This window comes from Aquimarina penaris (assembly GCF_040786285.1).
GTDB lineage: Bacteria > Bacteroidota > Bacteroidia > Flavobacteriales > Flavobacteriaceae > Aquimarina.
In genome coordinates this window covers 868,413-888,414 of sequence record NZ_JBFMKQ010000002.1, presented here as the reverse complement: position 1 = coordinate 888,414, position 20,002 = coordinate 868,413, and the positions used below count along the sequence as shown (strand labels likewise).

General features: G+C 35.6%; 10 protein-coding genes. 9 read left to right on the top strand and 1 reads right to left on the bottom strand.

The window, feature by feature from the left end; genetic code table 11:
- The first annotated feature begins 115 nt into the window (after positions 1-115).
- The 8 genes from purL (at position 116) to ABW637_RS13320 (ending at position 15,858) form a co-directional block, all read left to right on the top strand.
- A complete protein-coding gene (gene purL, locus ABW637_RS13355) occupies positions 116-3,817 on the top strand; it encodes a phosphoribosylformylglycinamidine synthase (RefSeq protein ID WP_367585201.1) in 3,702 nt (1,233 codons plus the stop codon).
- A 181-nt stretch (positions 3,818-3,998) separates the two neighbouring features.
- The gene (locus ABW637_RS13350; protein WP_367585200.1) at positions 3,999-5,771 is read left to right on the top strand and encodes an AMP-dependent synthetase/ligase; all 1,773 of its coding nucleotides are present in this window, start codon (positions 3,999-4,001) and stop codon (positions 5,769-5,771) included.
- A 192-nt stretch (positions 5,772-5,963) separates the two neighbouring features.
- On the top strand, positions 5,964-6,419 hold the full coding sequence (locus ABW637_RS13345; protein ID WP_367585199.1) for a MarR family winged helix-turn-helix transcriptional regulator: 456 nt from the start codon (positions 5,964-5,966) through the stop codon (positions 6,417-6,419).
- Between the two features lie 16 nt (positions 6,420-6,435).
- Positions 6,436-8,841 (top strand): 3-hydroxyacyl-CoA dehydrogenase/enoyl-CoA hydratase family protein, encoded by a 2,406-nt coding sequence (locus ABW637_RS13340; protein ID WP_367585198.1) that lies wholly within the window; start codon positions 6,436-6,438, stop codon positions 8,839-8,841.
- 80 nt (positions 8,842-8,921) lie between these two features.
- Positions 8,922-10,112 (top strand): acetyl-CoA C-acyltransferase, encoded by a 1,191-nt coding sequence (locus ABW637_RS13335; protein WP_367585197.1) that lies wholly within the window; start codon positions 8,922-8,924, stop codon positions 10,110-10,112.
- 33 nt (positions 10,113-10,145) lie between these two features.
- Positions 10,146-11,957, top strand: a complete 1,812-nt coding sequence (locus tag ABW637_RS13330; protein WP_367585196.1) for an acyl-CoA dehydrogenase FadE — start codon at positions 10,146-10,148, stop codon at positions 11,955-11,957.
- A gap of 712 nt (positions 11,958-12,669) precedes the next feature.
- Entirely contained in the window at positions 12,670-14,931 is a 2,262-nt protein-coding gene (locus ABW637_RS13325) for a starch-binding protein (RefSeq protein ID WP_367585195.1), read from the top strand.
- Between the two features lie 135 nt (positions 14,932-15,066).
- Positions 15,067-15,858: a sugar-binding protein gene (locus ABW637_RS13320; RefSeq protein ID WP_367585194.1), complete on the top strand. Its 792-nt coding sequence runs from the start codon at positions 15,067-15,069 to the stop codon at positions 15,856-15,858.
- 31 nt (positions 15,859-15,889) lie between these two features.
- On the opposite strand, the gene ABW637_RS13315 is transcribed toward ABW637_RS13320, so the two are convergent.
- Entirely contained in the window at positions 15,890-17,692 is a 1,803-nt protein-coding gene (locus ABW637_RS13315) for a glycoside hydrolase family 15 protein (protein WP_367585193.1), read from the bottom strand.
- Between the two features lie 94 nt (positions 17,693-17,786).
- Here ABW637_RS13315 and ABW637_RS13310 point away from each other — a divergent pair, with 94 nt between their 5' ends.
- Positions 17,787-19,994, top strand: coding sequence for a bifunctional alpha,alpha-trehalose-phosphate synthase (UDP-forming)/trehalose-phosphatase (locus tag ABW637_RS13310; protein ID WP_367585192.1), 2,208 nt, complete (start codon positions 17,787-17,789; stop codon positions 19,992-19,994).
- The last annotated feature ends 8 nt before the right edge of the window (positions 19,995-20,002 follow it).

Genomic DNA, 20,002 nt, shown 5'->3' with positions numbered 1-20,002 from the left:
CTAATTGTTCAAAATTTGGTGGATAACTCTAGTATTGAATCTTAATTTTATGTAAAACTTTACATAGAAAACTGTAAATTTGCTGCTTGTTCAACACAACACAATTATCCAAAAAATGATTCATTTCTTCGGAAACCAAAACGAGAAAGTATTTGCAGTTCAGACCACCAATGAAATCTCAACTTCAGCCATTAAAAAACTTGTCTGGTTATTTGGCAACCAACCTATTATATCTGCGGCGTCTATTGACGCTTTTTTTGTTGGTCCTCGTGCCGCTATGATTACTCCCTGGAGTACCAATGCAGTAGAGATCACCCAAAATATGGGTGTAGAAGGAATCATACGTATAGAAGAGTTTAATTCTGTTGCCAAAGATTTTACCGATTTTGATCCAATGCTCTCTCAAAAGTACAATGGATTAAATCAAGAGATATACACTATTGATATAGAGCCAGAACCGATTCTCGAAATTGATGATATTTCTGCATATAACGCCAGTGAAGGACTAGCACTTAACCACGAAGAAATTGAATATCTCGAAGGTGTAAGTAAAAAAATAGGAAGAAAGCTAACCGATTCTGAAGTATTTGGGTTTTCGCAAGTAAATTCAGAACATTGTCGTCACAAAATATTTAATGGAACTTTTATAATTGATGGAGAAGAACAACCCACTTCGCTTTTTAAACTTATAAAAAAGACCTCAGAAACCCATCCCAATACTATTGTCTCTGCATACAAAGACAATGTTGCCTTTATAAAAGGACCAAAAGTTACTCAGTTTGCTCCAAAAACGGCAGACAAGCCGGATTTCTATCAAGAAAAAGAATTTAATAGTGTGATTTCGCTCAAAGCAGAAACGCATAACTTTCCTACCACAGTAGAACCATTTAATGGCGCAGCTACAGGATCAGGAGGTGAAATAAGAGATCGACTTGCAGGAGGAAAAGGTTCTTTACCTTTAGCAGGGACTGCGGTATACATGACTTCATATTCTAGATTAGAAGAAAAACGTCCTTGGGAACAAGCCATGAAAGAAAGAGATTGGTTGTATCAAACACCAATGGATATTTTGATCAAAGCGTCTAACGGTGCTTCAGACTTTGGAAATAAATTTGGACAACCCCTAATTACAGGATCTGTACTTACTTTTGAGCACGAAGAGCACTTCGACAAGCCCAGTGGAACACCTCGAAAACTTGGTTTCGACAAAGTAATCATGCAAGCCGGTGGAATTGGTTATGGTAAAGCAGAGCAAGCAATAAAAGCCACTCCAGAAGCAGGGGATAAAATTGTCATCCTTGGTGGAGAAAATTATCGAATTGGTATGGGTGGTGCTGCAGTATCTTCTGCAGACACAGGAGAATTTAGTAGTGGTATCGAATTGAATGCCATACAACGCTCTAATCCAGAAATGCAAAAACGTGCTGCCAATGCCATTCGTGGTATGGTAGAGAGTGAAGAAAATACTATTGTTTCTATTCATGACCATGGTGCAGGAGGACATCTTAACTGTCTATCTGAGTTAGTTGAAGAAACAGGTGGTAAAATAGACTTGGATACATTACCCGTTGGTGATCCTACATTATCTGCAAAAGAAATCATTGGTAATGAGTCCCAGGAACGCATGGGATTGGTAATTGGCCAAAAAGATATCGATACATTAGAACGTATAGCAGAACGTGAACGTTCTCCCATGTACCAGGTTGGGGATGTGACTGGTGATCATCGTTTTACTTTCGAATCAAAAACCAAAGGAGATAAACCTATGGATCTTGAGTTAGAGGATATGTTTGGCAGCTCTCCCAAAACCATAATGAAAGATCAAACGATTTCACGCAACTATGCCGAGCTACACTATACTATAAATGATTTTCAAGAGTATTTAGAACAAGTACTGCAACTAGAAGCGGTGGCCTGTAAAGATTGGCTTACTAATAAGGTCGATCGATGTGTTGGTGGTAAAGTAGCTAAACAACAATGTACTGGCCCTTTACAACTACCGCTAAATAATTGTGGTGTTATGGCATTAGATTATACTAGTAAAGAAGGGATAGCAACTAGTATTGGCCACTCCCCTATTTCTGGATTAATCAATCCCGAAGCTGGGAGTAGAAATTCTATTGCCGAAGCGCTAACAAACATTATCTGGGCACCTCTTAAGGATGGGCTAGATTCTATTTCTTTATCAGCCAATTGGATGTGGCCTTGTAAAAATGAAGGTGAGGATGCTAGACTGTATAAAGCCGTAAAAGCCATTTCGGACTTTGCCATTGATTTAGGAGTTAATGTCCCTACGGGTAAAGATTCTTTATCAATGAAACAAAAATATCCTAATGATGAAGTTATAGCACCTGGAACAGTAATTATATCTGCTGCTGCCAATTGTAATGATATCAATAAGGTAGTAGAGCCCGTTCTTCAAAAAAATGGTGGAGAGATATATTACATTAACCTCTCTAAAGACACACACCAGCTAGGAGGTTCCTCATTTGCACAGGTGATTAACAAAATTGGTTCTGAAGCTCCAAATATTAAAGACGCAGCTAGTTTTAAAAAGACATTTAATGTTATTCAAGATCTAATTCGTGATCGTAAAATTGTTGCAGGTCATGATGTGGCTTCTGGTGGATTAATTACTACCCTATTAGAATTATGTTTTGCCGATGTAAACCTTGGAGCAGAACTTGACCTTACGGCTATTGGAGAATCTGATTCTGTAAAATTATTATTTGCAGAAAATTCTGGAATTGTTATACAGAGTGCTCTTAATTCGAATATTGAAGCAGTGTTTTCTGAAAACAATATTGAATTCTTTACCATTGGAAAAGCAAAAGAAGGAACTTCAATTTCGCTCAAAAACGGAAACGATTCTTTTGATCTAAATATCGCAGAACTAAGAAATACCTGGTATAAAACCTCATTCCTTTTAGATCAAAAGCAAACTGCAAATAATTTAGCACAAGACAGGTTTGAAAATTTTGCTAAACAGCCTTTACACTACGAATTCCCAATTCATTTTATGGGAAGAAAACCTTTACTTGACAATTCAAAACCAAAACCAAAGGCCGCTATTATACGTGAAAAAGGAAGTAATTCTGAACGCGAAATGGCCAACGCCATGTATTTAGCAGGTTTTGATGTAAAAGATGTACACATGACCGATTTAATTTCGGGTCGTGAAACTTTAGAAGACATTCAGTTTATAGGTGCAGTTGGTGGTTTTTCGAATAGTGATGTATTAGGCTCTGCTAAAGGATGGGCTGGTGCCTTTTTATATAACGAAAAAGCAAATACTGCCTTAAAAAACTTCTTCAAAAGAGAAGATACCTTATCTGTTGGAATCTGTAATGGTTGTCAGTTATTTATGGAACTTGAGGTCATAAATCCAGAACACAAGGTACATGGTAAATTAGTCCATAACGAATCTGGTAAGCACGAAAGTGGATTTACATCAGTTAAAATTCAAGATAACAACTCGGTAATGTTATCTACCCTAACCGGAAGCACGTTGGGCGTTTGGATTTCTCACGGAGAAGGTAAATTTAACCTCCCACTTCCTGAAGATAACTATAATATCGTGGCTAAATATGGATATAAAGCCTATCCTTCGAACCCAAATGGATCAGATTACAATACTGCAATGCTGACCGACAAAAGTGGTCGACATTTAGTAATGATGCCACATATAGAACGTTCAATTTTTCAATGGAATTGGGCTCATTATCCAAAAGGCAGAAGAGATGAAGTATCTCCTTGGATAGAAGCTTTTGTAAATGCAAGAAAATGGATAGAAAACAACGATAATGTTAAGTTTTAAAAGCTTAAAAGATAAATATATCAACAAAAGCAATAAAAAAATAAGGAGTTATCAAATTACAGCTCCTTTTTTTTATATATTAGAGTTGTGTATTATAAGATTTTTTATAATTTGCGAAACTATGCATGCATAATAGTTATTTGAAACTCTCAAAAACTATTTAGAAATATTAAAACAACTTATGACGACAATTACTAGACTATTTGATTTTCCACATTATCAACTTAAAAAATTCAATTTAGATAAATCATTAATTACTAAATACGATGGCGAATGGATTGCTACCTCTTCTGCAGAATATGTAGAAAAAGCGAACCAAATTAGTCGTGGTCTTTTACGGTTAGGTGTAAAACCTAATGATAAAGTTGCCATCATATCTTCTAATAACAGAACAGAATGGAACATAACCGATATAGGTGTTCTGCAAATTGGTGCACAGGATGTTCCCATTTATCCAACGATTTCGCAAGAGGATTATGAGTATGTTCTAAACCACTCAGAATCTACATATTGTTTTGTATCTGACGAGGAAGTATATCAAAAAGTTAAAAACATTCAAGCCAATGTACCTTCGTTAAAAGAGGTTTTCTCTTATAATGACATCAAAGGTTGTAAAAGTTGGAATGAAGTGCTAGATCTTGGTAAAGACGATAGCAATCAAGAAGAAGTAGAAAAGATTATGGATTCGGTAAAAGAAGATGATCTTGCTACCTTAATATATACATCAGGAACAACAGGTAGACCTAAAGGAGTGATGCTTAGCCATAAAAACGTGGTAAGCAATACATTAGCGGCTTCTACTCGATTCCCTTTGGTTCCGGGTGATATTAAAGCACTAAGCTTTTTACCCGTATGTCATATTTACGAAAGAATGACTATGTATCTCTATCAATACCTTGGAGCGAGTATTTATTTTGCAGAATCAATAGAGGCAATTAGCGATAATCTAAAAGAGGTATCTCCTGAAATTATGACCGCGGTTCCTAGACTACTTGAGAAAGTATATGATAAAATTATTGCAAAAGGAGCTGACCTTACAGGTGTTAAAAAGAAATTATTCTTCTGGGCAGTTGATTTAGGGTTAAAATATGAGCCTTACGGAGCAAATGGATGGTGGTATGAAAAGAAACTTGGTATTGCTCGAAAATTAATCTTTAGTAAATGGCAAGAGGCTCTTGGAGGCGAATTAAGAATAATTGCATCTGGTAGTGCTGCCTTACAATCTAGATTGGCAAGAGTTTTTAATGCCGCCGGACTTAGTGTTATGGAAGGATACGGCCTTACTGAAACCTCTCCCGTTATTTCGGTAAATGACGCTAGAAATAAAGGATTTAAAATAGGTACGGTAGGAAAAATACTTCCCGATACTGAAGTCAAAATAGCTGATGATGGTGAAATCCTTGTAAAAGGCCCACAAGTAATGCAGGGGTATTATAAAGATGAAGAAAAAACCAATGAAGCTTTAAAAGGTGGATATTTTCATACTGGCGATATCGGAGAAATTGATAGCGAAGGTTTTTTACGAATTACAGATCGCAAAAAAGAAATGTTCAAAACTTCTGGAGGTAAATATGTTGCCCCACAAGTCATAGAAAATACAATGAAACAATCACGTTTTATTGAACAAATTATGGTGATTGGTGAAGGAGAAAAAATGCCTGCTGCCTTTATACAACCCAATTTTGAGTTCTTAAAAGATTGGGCAGAGCGTAAAGGTCTACAAATAGGGAGTTCTGTCGAAGAAATGATTGCCAATCAAACGGTAATCGACCGTTATCAAGAAGAGGTTGATGAACATAACGAACGATTTGGAAAATGGGAACGGGTTAAAAAATTCGAACTTACACCAGACGAATGGAGCATCGATGCAGGACACCTTACTCCTACCATGAAGCTAAGAAGAAAAATAATAAAAGAAAAATATACAGAATTATACTCTAAAATTTATGGCTAATTCAATTCACTGATTATAATGTAATACGCGTATAAGCTTAACAGTAAATCAGTAAACTCCTCATTTTATGGGGAGTTTTTTTATTAATTCAATAGAAAAACGTAAATTACTTCAGCTTATCTTAAATTTTTACAATATTTATTATGCATGCATAGTAAATTTTCTTATCTTTACATTCATAATAAATTTTGAATGAGAGAAAAGACAATAGATTATGCGCTTAGAGCTACCTGGATGGCAGTAGCAAAGATGTATAATGAAGAAGCGGGCAAAAAAGGTAGCACTATGGCTACGGGATTTGCTTTGCTTAGTATAGATCCAGAAAGTGGCACTCCTTCAACTTCATTAGGCCCCAAAATGGGTATGGAAGCCACAAGCTTATCACGCACTTTGAAAACCATGGAAGAAAAAGGGTTGATTTTTAGAAAAAAAAATCCTCAAGATGGACGTGGTGTACTTATATATTTAACACCTTTTGGAGTAGAAATGCGCGATTTTTCGAAAGAAGTCGTCTTTACGTTTGATAACACGGTAAGAAAACATATTCCAAAAGAGAAGCTTGATATTTTCTTAGAAGTTTTTCAAACGATCAACGATCTTATAGCATCAAAAAAAATTTATCCAAAACAAGAATCTATAACACCTTAACAACTTTAAGTTAAAAATGAAAAGAATCATTAAAAAAGTTGCAGTCGTCGGCTCAGGGATCATGGGGTCGGGCATTGCATGTCATTTCGCCAACATTGGTGTCGAAGTACTTCTATTAGACATTGTTCCTAGAGAACTAAATGACAAAGAAAAAGCTAAAGGCCTTACTCTAGAAAGTAAAGTAGTTCGCAATCGGTTAGTAAATGACTCTCTTACCGCCGCTCTTAAATCTAAACCCTCCCCCATTTATCATCAAAAATTTGCAAATCGCATCACAACAGGAAACCTGGAAGATGATATTGCAAAAGTTGCCGATGTAGATTGGATTATTGAGGTCGTTGTAGAAAGACTTGATATCAAAAAATTAGTTTTTGAGAATCTAGAAAAACATAGAACACCAGGTACATTAATTACTTCTAATACCTCTGGTATCCCTATAAAGTTTATGAACGAAGGTAGAAGTGAAGATTTCCAGAAACATTTCTGTGGAACTCACTTTTTTAATCCAGCTCGTTATTTAAAATTATTCGAAATTATCCCAGGTCCTAATACCTCTCAAGAAGTATTAGACTTCCTTAATGGTTATGGAGAACAATTCTTAGGAAAAACATCTGTAGTTGCTAAAGATACTCCTGCTTTTATTGGTAACCGAATTGGTATATTTAGTATCATGAGTCTATTTCATATGGTCAAAGATATGGGGTTAACTATAGAAGAAGTTGATAAACTTACTGGCCCTGTTATAGGTCGTCCAAAATCGGCAACTTTCCGTACCGTAGATGTCGTAGGACTAGATACTCTAGTACATGTTGCTAATGGTATTGCAGATAATTGCCCCGATGATGAGCGTCATGAGTTATTTAAACTTCCGGCTTTCATCAACACCATGATGGAAAACAAATGGTTAGGAAGTAAAACCAAACAAGGGTTCTATAAAAAGAACGTAACCGCAGAAGGGAAAAAAGAAATCCTTTCTTTAGACTTAGATACCTTAGATTATAGAGCCAATAAAAGAGCTTCTTTTGCTACGCTAGAAATGACTAAAACTATCGACAAAGTGGTTGATCGTTTTAAAGTATTAGTTTCAGGAAAAGATAAAGCAGGTGAATTTTATCGTAAAACCTTTGCCGCATTATTTGCATATGTTTCTAATCGTATTCCAGAAATTACAGATGAATTATACAAAATCGATGATGCTATGAAAGCTGGTTTTGGATGGGAACATGGTCCTTTCCAGATCTGGGATGCTATCGGAGTAGAAAAAGGAATCGAAATTATGAAAGCTGAAGGTCTTGAACCAGCAGCTTGGGTAAATGACATGATTGCTTCAGGTAGTACTTCTTTTTATACCATAAAAGATGGTGCTACACATTCATATGATATTCCTAAAAAGGCACAAGAAAAAATTCCTGGCCAAGATGCATTTATCATTTTAGATAATATCCGTAAATCTTCTGAAGTTTTCAAAAACAGTGGCGTTGTTGTTGAAGATCTTGGAGACGGTATCCTGAATGTCGAATTCCAAAGTAAAATGAATACTATTGGTGGAGATGTACTTGCAGGATTAAATAAAGCAATCGATCTGGCTGAAAAAGATTTCCAAGGACTAGTAGTAGGTAATCAAGCTGCAAACTTCTCTGTGGGAGCCAATATCGGAATGATCTTTATGATGGCCGTAGAGCAGGAATATGATGAGCTAAACATGGCTATAAAATATTTCCAGGACTCTATGATGCGCATGCGCTATTCTGCTATTCCAACAGTTGTTGCTCCTCACGGCATGACACTGGGTGGCGGATGTGAAATATCACTTCATGCAGATAAAGTAGTTGCTGCGGCAGAAACATATATGGGATTGGTTGAATTTGGTGTTGGAGTTATCCCAGGTGGTGGTGGTTCTAAAGAAATGGCACTAAGAGCTGCAGATCTTTTCAAGAAAGATGATGTAGAACTTAATGTGCTTCAAGAGCATTTCTTAACCATTGGTATGGCTAAAGTATCCACATCGGCTTATGAAGCCTTTGATACAAATCTACTTCAGAAAGGAAAAGATATTGTTGTTGTTAATAAAGACAGGCAAATTGCTACGGCTAAAGCTTATGCTAAATTAATGGCCGAACAAGGATATACACAACCTCCACGTCGTAAAGACATAAAGGTTTTAGGTAAACAAGCATTAGGGATGTTCTTAGTAGGTACCGACTCTATGGAAGCTAGTAAATATATTTCTGAGCATGATCATAAAATAGCGAATAAGTTAGGTTATGTAATGGCTGGTGGAGATTTATCCGAACCAACTCTGGTTACAGAGCAATACTTATTAGATCTAGAACGTGAAGCTTTCTTGTCTTTATGTACAGAACGTAAAACTCTTGAGCGTATCGAGCATATGTTGAAGAAAGGAAAACCATTACGTAATTAGATTACTGGATTGTTGGATTGATAGATCATTAGAAATCCAACCAGTCTAAAAATCGAATAATCTAAAAATCTATTTAAAAAATGAAAACAGCATATATAGTAAAAGCATATAGAACAGCCGTGGGGAAAGCCCCTCGCGGAGTATTCAGATTCAAAAGAACAGATGAATTGGCTGCAGAAACCATCCAACATATGATGAAAGAGCTGCCAAACCTTGATAAAGACCGTATTGATGATGTTATTGTGGGTAATGCAATGCCAGAAGGCTCTCAAGGATTGAATATGGCACGTTTAATCTCATTAATGGGATTAGATTCTATCGATGTTCCTGGAGTAACGGTAAACAGATTTTGTTCCTCAGGAATTGAAACTATTGGTATCGCTACTGCAAAAATACAAGCAGGAATGGCAGATTGTATTATTGCCGGTGGTGCAGAAAGTATGAGTTCGGTACCGATGACCGGTTATAAAACAGAACTTAATTATGATCTGGCCAAATCAGGGCATGAAGATTATTATTGGGGAATGGGTAATACTGCCGAAGCCGTTGCACATCAATTTAAAGTATCTCGTGAAGATCAGGATGAGTTTGCTTATCAGTCACACATGAAAGCTTTAAAAGCACAAGCCGAAAATCGTTTTCAAGATCAAATCGTGCCTATTAATGTTGAGCAGATTTATGTTGATCAGAACGGAAAGAAAGCATCAAAATCATATACAGTTACAAAAGATGAAGGACCTCGAGCTGGTACCAGTAAAGAAGTTTTAGGCAAACTTAGACCTGTATTTGAACTAGGAGGAAGTGTAACCGCGGGTAATTCATCTCAAATGAGTGACGGTGCCGCTTTTGTAATGGTAATGAGTGAAGATATGGTTAAAGAGCTTAATCTCGAGCCTATTGCCAGGCTTGTAAACTATGCAGCAGCAGGTGTTGAGCCAAGAATTATGGGTATTGGTCCGGTTAAAGCTATTCCAAAAGCTTTAAAACAAGCAGGATTAAAACAAGATGATATAGAGTTAATCGAGCTTAATGAAGCCTTTGCTTCTCAATCTCTTGCAGTAATGCGCGAACTTAATATCAATCAAGATATTGTTAATGTTAACGGAGGAGCCATAGCTCTTGGTCACCCGTTAGGATGTACGGGAGCAAAACTTTCTGTTCAATTGTTCGATGAAATGCGCAAACGTGATATGAAAGGTAAATATGGTATGGTAACCATGTGTGTAGGTACTGGGCAAGGTGCTGCCGGTATTTTTGAATTTTTAAACTAAAACAACAGAGCTAAGAAAAAATAATATAAAACGATGAGTACAGAAACTATGAACAAAGATATTCTTAGAGGAGGTCAATTCCTTGTCAAAGAAACCAAAGCTGAAGATGTATTTACTCCAGAGGATTTTTCTGAGGAGCAAAAGATGATGCGTGATAGCGCAAGAGAATTTGTTGACCGTGATCTATGGGCACATTGGGAAAGATTTGAATCAAAAGATTATGCATATACCGAAGCATGTATGAAGAAAGCCGGTGAGCTTGGTCTTCTTGGTGTAGCCGTTCCCGAAGCTTATGAAGGATTGGGTATGGGATTTGTATCTACCATGTTAGTATGTGATTATATTTCTGGTGCTACAGGATCTTTTAGTACAGCGTTTGGAGCACATACAGGTATTGGTACAATGCCTATCTCATTATATGGTAATGAAGAGCAAAAGAAAAAATATGTTTCTAAATTAGCTACTGGTGAGTGGATGGGAGCATATTGTTTAACTGAGCCTGGTGCGGGGTCAGATGCAAATTCTGGAAAAACAAAAGCTGTTTTATCTGATGATGGAAAGCATTACTTAATTTCTGGTCAGAAAATGTGGATCTCTAATGCAGGATTCTGTGATGTAATGATCGTTTTTGCACGTATCGGTGATGATAAAAACATTACAGGATTTATTGTAGAACACGATCCATCTAACGGTATTACTTTAGGTGACGAAGAAAAGAAACTAGGTATTCACTCCTCTTCTACTCGTCAGGTATTCTTTAGTGATACAAAAGTACCGGTAGAGAATATGTTATCAGAAAGAGGTAATGGCTTTAAAATTGCAATGAATGCATTAAATGTAGGTCGTATCAAGTTAGCTGCTGCTTGTTTAGATGCTCAAAGAAGAGTGATCGGAGAAGCAACTAAGTATGCTAATGAGCGTATCCAGTTTAAGACTCCTATTATGAACTTTGGAGCTATCAAAGCTAAGATTGCTGAAATGGCTACCAATACATATGCTGATGAATCTGCAAGTTACAGAGCTGCCAAAAATATTGAAGATAGAATTGCTATCCGTCAAGCGGAAGGAAACTCTCATCAAGAAGCTGAACTTAAAGGTGTAGAAGAGTACGCTATAGAGTGCTCTATTCTTAAAGTTGCAGTTTCTGAAGATGTTCAAAGTTGTACCGATGAAGGTGTACAAATTTTTGGAGGTATGGGATTCTCTGCTGATACTCCTATGGAATCTGCATGGAGAGATGCCCGTATTGCTCGTATTTATGAAGGTACAAACGAAATCAACCGTATGTTAGCTGTAGGGATGTTGGTTAAAAAGGCTATGAAAGGACATGTAGATCTTTTAGCTCCAGCCATGAAAGTTGCCGATGAACTTACTGGTATTCCTTCGTTTGATACTCCAGATTACTCTCAACTATTTGCAGAAGAGAAAGAGATTGTTGCAAAAATGAAAAAGGTATTCTTAATGGTTGCCGGAGCTGCTATGCAAAAATTCGGACCTAAATTAGAAGAGCACCAACAATTATTAATGGCCGCTTCTGATATCTTGATAGAAATCTATATGGCAGAATCTACCATATTACGTACAGAGAAAAATGCAAAACGTTTTGGAGAAGATTCTCAAGAAACTCAGATTGCAATGTCTCAGTTATACCTATACAATGCGGTAGATATCGTTATCAAAAAAGGAAAAGAAGCCATCGTTTCTTTTGCTGAAGGTGATGAACAACGTATGATGCTAATGGGACTTAAGCGTTTTACTAAATACGCTAACCAACCAAATGTTGTGGCATTAAGAACTAAAATCGCAGACAAAATATCTGAAGAGAATGGATATTACTTAGGATAATCATATTGCCCTCCCAATGGCATTAAACTAGGGAGTTGTTTAATTTTGATTTAAAAAACCGCTTTTTCATTGGGTAAAAGCGGTTTTTTTATTAGATGTGATTTTCTTTCAATTCAATTCCTTAAAAAAAGGAGTTCCTATGCTAAATTTGATAAAATTTCAAGGTGTTTTTTTCGCATACAATATCATAAAAAACTAGATTACAATCATTTATATTGCTAATTCAACCCTTTTTTACCACAAAAATTAACAATTTATCAACACGAAAACGTTGTAGTTTAAGACTTATCCTACAAAATTGAATATTTCGTAATAACTTAGTAGAAATTTAACACAAGAAACGCTTTTATAAACAAAAACTACTTATTATGAAATCAAACTCTCCACCAGCGAAAATTTTAGATGTATTTGAAGTCTTTCAATCCAATTCATCATTAAACTATATTCTAGTTTAGATTAAGAATTCATTTAGTATTACATTCGGATTAGTCACCAAGGAAATATTACGATTAGAAATAAATTACTTCTCAGTACATATTAGCATGTTTTGATTACAAACACTGCTTAGAAAGGCAAATTTATTAATATCTAACGCCTTGTTCATCCTTAAAGACTTTCCGATTACCCTCAACGTAATTTCATTCTTACGTATGAATACAAACTCAACATGATGATATCAGCTATCATCAAACTAAACTTAAAAGATTGCAAAATGAAACGAAAAAACGTAAAATCAATTTTAGTAGCTTTGTTGCTTTGCATTCCTTTCCTAGGAATCCAGGCACAAGACGAAGATGTACTATTCCAGGCTTTTGATTGGAATGTACAAAACCAACCGGCTGGACAAACCTGGTACGATGTTGTATCACAAAACAGAAACCTTATCAAAGATGCCGGAATAGATATGATATGGATGCCGCCTCCAAGTAATTCTGCGGCACCACAAGGATATTTACCTCGAGAACTAAACAATCTAAATAGTGCATACGGTACGCAAGCACAATTAATTAATCTGATCAATCAATACCATGCTCTTGATATCAAAGTCTTAAGTGATATTGTAATTAATCATCGTGTAGGTACAAATGATGCTGTTACATTCACCAATCCAGCATGGCCAACCTTTTACATCACAGCAGATGATGAAGGAAGGAATTTCGTGCCCGGCCCTGTAGAATTTAGTATTAACGGAGATTACGTTCCTGGTTTTGCCCTAAAATCTGATGGATCTAACGGAACTTTTGCAGCCGCCAGAGATCTGGATCATAAAAACCCTGCTGTACGAGCAGAAATCATTAAATGGATGAATTTCTTAAAAAATGACATCGGTTTTGATGGATGGAGATATGATTTTGTACATGGATACGATCCCATATACAACAAAGAGTATAATGATGCCACCAACCCATATTTTGCCGTTGGAGAGCTTTTAGAAAGTAGTAGAGTACAGACAAATAACTTCGTTAATTTTGCACAACAATCCTCTTCTGCCTTTGATTTTAACACCAAAGTTAGTTTACAAAATGCTATACGAGATAATAACCTATCCTACCTCAGAGATGGCCAAGGAAGACCTTCTGGGATGATTGGCATAAACCCTTCAAAATCTGTAACATTTTTAGATAATCATGATACAGGATTTGCGCAGCAATGTTGTGGATCAGGATATGTATTCCCTGGAGGAGAAACTAATCTAAGAAAAGGATATGCTTATATTTTAACACACCCAGGTAACCCTGCTGTTTTCTGGACTCACTTTATGGATGGTGGATCAGGAGTGCGTAATGCCATTAAAAACCTTATTACGGCAAGAAAGAGTGTTAGAGTACATTCTGCTTCGACAATTAGTATTGCAGAGGCAAGAAACGACCTTTACGCCGCTTATATTGATGGTAAAAGTGGTACACTAGCAATGAAATTAGGTAGCGGTAATTGGTCTCCAAACGGAAATGGTTGGGTATTACAAACCTCTGGAACCGATTATGCAGTTTGGACCCAAGGTGGAAATACCGGAGGAGGAGAAACTGTTGTTCCATTTACCGTAAATTTCAAGAAACCTAACGGATGGGGCAACAATATAAACGCCTATTTCTTTGATGCATCGGCAAATGCAACTTTACCAGGCACTTCAGGATGGCCAGGGCAACAAACAACAAACATCTCTGGTACACCCTGGTATTCTTATACTGTTAGTCCGCAAGCAGGTACTTCGGCAAATAACATAAGAGTAATATTTAATGACGGTAATGGTAATCAAACCGGAAACTTATCAAGAAGCACCACTGGATGGTATACTAATGGTACCTGGACAAATGCATGTCCGTCTGATTGTAGTGGATCTTCAACTCCAAATCAAGTTACCCTAAATTTCCAAAGACCAAATGGCTGGGGAAATAACACCAATATCTACCTTTATAATAAAGCAAGTAATCAAACTCTTTCTGGCACATCAGGGTGGCCAGGGCAATCTATGAGTAATCTAAGCGGTACTTCATGGAGTGAAAGTACTTTTACATTACCTAATGGGGTATCAACAAATGATGTTGGCGTTGTTTTTAATAATGGAAATGGTCAGCAGACCGTTGATTTAACAAGAGGAACTGATGGATGGTTTAGAGTAACAGGAACTAGTAATGGTAAGAGAACAGGAACATGGTCTGGTAGTTGCCCTAATAATTGTCCTTCTAAAATTGGCTTGGCTCTTACAGAAAAATCGAATAAGAAAACTACAATTTCACCGATTCCTCTTTCTGACAATAGTAAATTATATGTATCAACCTCGTCTAGAGGAGTATTACAAGTAACTGTATCAAATCTTTTAGGGCAAACAAAAACTGTTTACAGTCAAAACACCCCATCAGGAAACCATGCCATTGATATTAAAAGTGGTGATATAAGTCAAAAAGGTATATATTTCTATACTGTAAAGTTGAATGAAAATATACTAAATCAAATAAAGGTTGTTAAAATGTAACCCCCTAACCTCTTTATTTTCTCTTTCAATAAATACTTATTAGAAAGTATGCGGTTGTTACTTATACATGAGTAGCAACCGCATTTTAAATTTTGTTTATTACATTTATACCTAATTATACTGCCAAATCTTACTATGAAAAAAATCATATTCTTATTTAGTATAGCATCTATAATAGGTTGTGCGAAAAGAGAAAAAAGCACGAATATTGACACTTCTATTGCAATGGTATATCAAAACTCTAATGAACAAAATAAAAAAGATCATCAATTAAGAGAAGTAAAAAAAGCAGTTATAGTACCTCGATTAGATGGTAATATGGATGATCCGATATGGAAAGAAGTAATATGGTATGGTTTAGATCAAAAATGGCTTGGGGCTCCATATGAATTTAATGATTTCTTTGGTCGATATAAAATCGCCTGGACCCCAGAAGCATTATATCTTTTAGTAGAAATAAAAGATGACATCTTATACGATCAAAATAAAGACCCTTTAAAACTATGGTGGGATGATGATTGTGTCGAAATCTTTATCGATGCAGATAATTCTGGAGGGGATCATCAATATTCTAACAATGCTTTTGCTTATCATGTTGCATTAGATGGTAATGTTGTTGATCTTGACCAAAATAAAAACCCCGTACTCTATAATAATCATGTAAGCACAAGGAGAGTTACAAAAAATGATGTAACCATATGGGAGTTTGAAATCACTATCTATGATGACACCTATATAGACGGGCAAGTTAATGATCCTGTAGTTTTGAGCAAAGATCAAAAACTTGGTTTTGCCGTTGCCTACAATGATAATGACGGCAGTACAGAACGAGAAAACTTTATCGGTTCTGTTTTTATTCCTGGGGAAGAAAAAAACCTAGGCTGGATTAATGCCGATGTTTTTGGTACTATTATTTTGAAAGAATAAACAAAAAACAACCCCAAACTTCAAAATATGGTTAATGGATTGTTTCCATCAACTCCTCTTCTTTAGTTATTCCGCCAGAAAAGTTTGCCGCAGTTTCTATAAGTGCTAAATGTGAATACGCTTGTGGGAAATTACCCAATAGTCTTTTGGTTTCAAAATCAATATCTTCACTAAAAAGTCCCAAATGATTACTATAAGAAAGCAATTGATCAAAAAGTTTCTGCGCTTTTTCTCGCTCTCCGATCTTGTACAAGCTATTAATAAACCAAAAACTACAAATAGTAAAGGATGAAGAGGGTAATCCAAAATCATCTTTATTCTTGTATCTGTATAATAATCCATCATTACATAACTCTATTTCGGTAGCCTTAACAGTACTTATAAAACGAGGATCTTTAGCTTTTATAAAACCATACGATTCCATTAACAAGGTAGAAGCATCTAAATCAGATACCCCATATGATTGTGCATACGCTTGTTTTTCTTCATTCCATGCATTTTTATATATGTCATCATGTATACGATCCCTAAGTTGTTTCCAACTTTCGTTTTTATTTGTCTTACCAATTAACTCTCCTATTTTTATAGCTCTATCCACGGCTACCCAGCATAATAGCTTAGAAAATGTAAAATGACGTTCTTCGGTTCTAAACTCCCAAATTCCTTTATCCGGTTTTTCCCAATTTACATTAACTATATGTACAATACTCTTACTTATTGTCCATAAACCTTCACTATTATCCAGATCGCAATCAAATTTCATAAACTGCTGATAGATAACATCCATAAGGATACCATAAATATCATTCTGTTTTTGATGGTAAGCAGCATTTCCGATTCTCACTGGGCTTGAGTTTTTATATCCATTAAGATGATCCAATGTTTTTTCGGTTAATTTCTTCTCTCCGTTTATTCCATACATAATTTGGATTTTCTCATCCTTATCAGGTATAATATCAATGATAAACTGAAGAAAACGCTCAGCCAGTCTTTTATGTCCTAAATTAGAGACCACTTTGATTACCATAGAAGCATCACGTATCCAACAAAATCTGTAATCCCAATTACGAACTTCTCCAATCGTTTCTGGCAGTGATGTTGTGGCTGCAGCTAGCACTGCTCCGGATTTATCGTAACTCAATAATTTTAAAACCAATGCGCTTCTAAGAATTTGATCGTTGTAGTGTTTATACGAAGTTGTATTTTCGCACCAATTAAGCCAATATACTCTTGTGCGTTGCATTTTGAGGTAGCATCTTTCGAGAGATTGTTTCAATATTTTTTCGTGGTAACTAATCAAAAAATAGGCATGATTTTCAAGAATAATTTCTTCAGAATTTAGAATAGATTCAAAATCAAGATCAGAGTATAGGTATAGAGTATCATACTTCTCTTCATTAGTAATGCTCTTAATGTAGTCTGTTTTAACTTCAAGATCTGTTTTACCCATCGCATATTCGAGCTTTGGATCATATTTAACTCTAAATTTTGGTTTCCCTGAAATCAATTTTACATATCTCACAATGTCCGATGGGGAATAAAAAGTACCATCACCATTTTTATATCGAGGCATAAAATCTATGAATTCAAAAGCATCAGTCCCATTATTAAACTCGGTAACCAAAATATTCGTTCTATGTATGTACTTTTGAGAGATTTTATAATCATCACTTACTATAATCTCAAAGCTACCACCAATTCGTTCATCTAAAATTTTTGCAAAAACAGAATACGAATCAAAATTTGGCAGACAACACCAATCTAAAGATCCATATTTTGAAATAAGTGCTGCGCTTTGACAATTTCCGATAATTCCATAGTCGAGGTTATTCATAAATCCTAAATTTCTTTTAAATAGCCGTTTTTTTAATCTTCTTTTCCCTAATTTAACAAAAATCAAAAAAAGTTAACCAACTTTAAACCAATTTATGAGTAAAACTATTATAATCTCAAATAGACTACCCTTACAATTAAAGATTCATAATAACAAAATTGAAACAACACCAAGTGTTGGAGGGCTGGCAACAGGGATGAAATCTGTTCACTCCCATAGTAATAGCATATGGGTTGGTTGGAGTGGCCTTACCGAAGAAGAATTTAATCTAGAATTAAAAACCCAAGTTAATACAGCGCTCCAAAAACATCAATGTGTTGGTGTACCGCTAACAGATAGTGATATTGATGGGTTTTACTATGGTTTCAGTAATAATACACTTTGGCCTTTATTTCATTACTTCATGGAATATACCGAATTCGAAAAAGAAACCTGGGAAACTTATAAGTCTGTCAATCAAAAATTTGCTGATGTAGTACTTCAAAACCTTGAGGATGGAGACACCGTATGGATACATGATTATCAATTATTATTATTACCAGGATTAATACGTAAGAAAAAACCAGACGTATCTATAGGTTTCTTTTTGCACATTCCTTTTCCTTCTTATGAGGTTTTTAGAACAATACCGTGTAGAGAAGAATTGTTAGAAGGCATGCTCGGAGCTGATTTGTTAGGATTTCATACCTATGACTACGAACGGCATTTTTTGAGCTCTGTACAAAGAGTTTTAGGCCATGAGATAAATTTTAATAATATACACCTTGATAACAGGATCGTTAAGGTAGACTCTTTTCCTATGGGGATTGATTATAAGAAATTTCATGAAGCCGCAGAATTACATGACCAAAAGGAAAAAAAGGATCAAACCGAAATACAACAAGAGATTGACAAGCACTTAAAAAAAGGTAGTAATCAAGCTAAACTTATTCTTTCGATTGATCGACTAGATTATACTAAAGGTATTGCCAATCGTTTAAGAGCATTTGAGTATTTCCTTGAGAAATATCCTCAGTTTAAAGGCAAAGCAAGACTGGTTATGCTAGCAGTCCCGTCGAGATCTAATGTCCCACAGTATCAACTTTTAAAAAATGAAATTGATCAATTAGTCGGAAGAATTAATGGGCAATTTGCTGAAGTAAGCTGGACTCCCATTTGGTATTTTTACCGTTCTCTTCCTTTTGAAAACCTTATTGATCTATATACCTCTAGTGAAGTTGCTTTACTTACACCAATTAGAGATGGTATGAATCTGGTAGCCAAAGAATATATAGCTTCACGAGTAGATAAAAAAGGGGTTTTGATCCTGAGTGAAATGACCGGAGCTTCAAACGAAATGAGCGAAGCCTTGATTATTAATCCAAATAATTTTGAAGAAATTGCAGACACACTAAAATTTGCTTTAGAAATGCCCGAGGAAGAGCAAATCAAGCGAAACAATGCTCTTCAAAAACGTCTGAAACGATATAATGTTGAAAAATGGGCGAACGATTTCATGGAGTCTTTGAAAGCAACCAAAGACGACACTAAAAAGTATACCTTAAAAAAAATAAGTCACATTATAAAAGAGGAAATTGCGACAAAGTTCAGTACTTCAAAAAACAGGATATTATTCCTTGATTATGATGGAACTATGGTCCCTTTTGAAAAATTACCAGAAAATGCGAAACCAACCCAAAGAGTTTTTGATATCTTAGATGCATTGTATCAACAACCAAACACCAAAGTCATTATTATTACGGGTAGAGATAGAGATACCATTCAAGAATGGTTTGGGCATAAAGAATACACTCTTATAACAGAGCATGGAGCATGGTTAAAAGAAAAGAATAAAGATTGGGAGTTAATGGAGCGGGTCGATAATAAATGGTTCGAATCTATTGCACCCATTCTTGAATCATTTACTGATCGAACCCCAGGGTCTTTAGTAGAAGAAAAAAGGTATTCGTTGGCCTGGCATTTTAGAAACGTTGATCCCGATTTAGGTAAAAAAAGAGCTAATTCTCTAAAAACTACTATTCAGCAATTGATTGCTAATCATAATCTAGAAATTCTTGAAGGAGATAAAGTATTAGAAATTAAGGTAAGTGGAGTAAGTAAAGGAAAATCAGCCTCTAAAATGTTACTTGATGCATCATATGATTTTATTTTTGCTATAGGTGATGATTGGACAGATGAGCATATGTTTAAAGAACTACCCACAGATGCCCATACCGTAAAAGTGGGATTAAAAAAAACAGTTGCTCAATATTATGTAGAAGATATTAATCAAGTTTACGATCTTTTAAACGCATTTAAATAGTATAAACA